3 protein-coding genes are annotated in these 2,181 nt (G+C 69.8%); all 3 read right to left on the bottom strand.

From position 1 onward, the window contains the following. A partial coding sequence (locus tag Q4F04_RS15615) for an ABC transporter permease (protein WP_303370706.1) occupies positions 1 to 636 on the bottom strand: 636 nt, incomplete at its 3' end. Beyond that, a complete protein-coding gene (locus tag Q4F04_RS15610; protein ID WP_303370705.1) occupies positions 636 to 1,343 on the bottom strand; it encodes an ABC transporter permease in 708 nt (235 codons plus the stop codon). The genes Q4F04_RS15615 and Q4F04_RS15610, both read right to left, overlap by 1 nt. Before the next feature lie 19 nt (positions 1,344 to 1,362). After that, positions 1,363 to 2,139, bottom strand: coding sequence for an ABC transporter substrate-binding protein (locus tag Q4F04_RS15605; protein WP_303370704.1), 777 nt, complete (start codon positions 2,137 to 2,139; stop codon positions 1,363 to 1,365). Between the last annotated feature and the right edge of the window lie 42 nt (positions 2,140 to 2,181).

Raw genomic sequence — 2,181 nt, 5'->3', positions numbered from 1 at the left:
CACGAAAACCGCCGTGACGCCCAGATACAGCAGCGCCGCCCACAGGTAGACCGACAGCTCGAAGCTGCGGGAAAACAGCCGCCGCGTTTCGCCCATCAGGTCGAAGACGGTGACGATGCTGGCAAGCGCGCTGGCCTTCATCAGCAGGATGACCTCGTTGCCGATGGCGGGCCAGGCGATGCGGTAGGCGTGCGGCAGGACCACCCGGCGCCAGGTGGCGAACCGGCCCATCCCGATCGCGCGGGCGGCCTCGACCTCGCCGGGGGGCACGCCCTGGATGCCGCCGCGCAGGATCTCGGTCTGGTAGGCGGTCGAGTTGAAGACGAAGACCAGCAGCGCGCAGTTGAAGGGATCGCGGAAGAAGGGCCACAGGCCCCAGTCCGTCAGCAGCGGGCGGAACTGGCCCGAGCCGTAGAAGACCAGGAACAGCTGCGCCAGGATGGGCGTGCCGCGCGCGAACGAGATGTAGACCCGCAGCGGCACCTGCACGGCGCGCGGCGCGGCCACGCGGGCCAGCGCCAGCGGCACCGCCAGCGCGATCGCCAGGGCCGAGGCCAGGCCCGTCAGCTGCAGCGTGACCCAAAGCCCGTCGATCAGCGCGGGCCATGCGGCGTGGAGGGATTGAAGCGGCTGCATCAGACCCTCCGCACCCCGCGGCGGGACCGCGCCTCGAGCCGCGCGAGCACCAGTTCCGACAGGACGCACAAGCCCCAGTAGGCCAGGCAGGCGACCAGGTAGAAGGTGAAGGGCTGCTTGGTGACGCCCACCGCCACCTTTGTCATCCGCATCAGGTCGTTCAGGGCGATGACCGACACCAGCGAGGTGTCCTTCAGCAGGTTGATCCACAGGTTGCCCAGGCCCGGCAGCGCGAAGCGCCAGATCTGCGGCAGCTTGATGCGGCGGAAGATCATCGCGCGGGTCATGCCCACGCTTTGCCCCGCCTCGACCTGGCCGCGGTCGAGGGCGGCGAAGGCGCCGCGCAGCACCTCGGCCGCATAGGCGCCGAAGACCAGCGACAGCGCGATCACCCCCGCCACGAAGGGGCTGAAGTCGGGCGCCGCCGCCCCCGGCGCGCGCCACAGCGCCGCGCGCGCCAGAAGCAGCCCCAGGCCGTTGTAGACCACGAACAGCGTCAGGATCTCGGGCAGGCCCCGGATCAGGGTGGTGTAGCCGAAGCCCGCCGCCCGCAGCAGGGGCGAACGCGCCATGGACAGGCCCGCGACCGCGAAGCCCAAGGCCAGCCCGACGGGCAGGGCGGTCAGCGCCAGCCGGACGGTGACGCCGAGCCCGCGCAGAAGCTCGTCGCCCCAGCCGGCGTCGCCAAGGGAAAGCGCCTCGATCATCGGCCCCGCGCCCGTTCGTTCACTTCAGGGTATAGACGTCGATGGGGAAGTACTTGTCGTTCATCGCCTTGTAGGACCCGTCGGCGCGCATGGCGGCCAGGGCCGCGTTGACCCGGCCGCGCAGCTCGTCCTGGCCCTTGCGCATCGCGATGCCCACGCCCTCGCCCACGAAGGCGGGGTCGGTGATCGGTTCGCCCACCAGTTCGCAGCAGGCGCCGTCCTCGCTGTTCATGGTCCAGTCGAGCATGGGCAGCATGTCGCTCACCTGCAGGTCGATGCGCCCGCCGGCAAGGTCGAGGTTGACCTCGTCCTGAGTCGGGTAAAGCCGCACGTCGCTTTGGGCGAAGGTCGCGCTGGCATAGTCGCCCTGGGTCGTGCCCGCCTGGGCGCCGATCACCTTGTCCTTCAGCCCCTCGGGGCTGAGATCGGCAAGCCCCGCGCCCTTGGGCGCCACCAGCGTCATCGCCGCGCGGTAATAGGGCTCGCTGAAATCGACCTGCTGGCGGCGTTCCTCGGTGATGAACATCGAGGCCACGATCAGGTCGTACTTGTTCGCCAGCAGGCCGGGGATGATGCCGTCCCAGTCCTGCCCCACGATCTCGCATTCGGCCTTGAGTCGGGCGCAAAGCTCGCGGGCGATGTCCACGTCGAAGCCGGCCAGCTGGCCGTTCGGCTCGGTGTAGTTGAACGGAGGATAGGCGCCCTCGGTGGCGATCCTCAGGGTCTCGGCGTGGGCCGCGGGGGCCAGAAGCCCCAGCGCGGCGGCGGCGGCAAGTGCAAGGCGGGTCGGGGTCATGGGGTTTCTCCGATGGATGGGCGCTTATCTTGCAAGTTTCCC

It is taken from the genome of Paracoccus sp. (in: a-proteobacteria) (assembly GCF_030536915.1).
GTDB lineage: Bacteria > Pseudomonadota > Alphaproteobacteria > Rhodobacterales > Rhodobacteraceae > Paracoccus.
The sequence above is the reverse complement of the archived record's forward strand: the minus strand, read 5'-3'. Positions and strand labels throughout refer to the sequence as shown.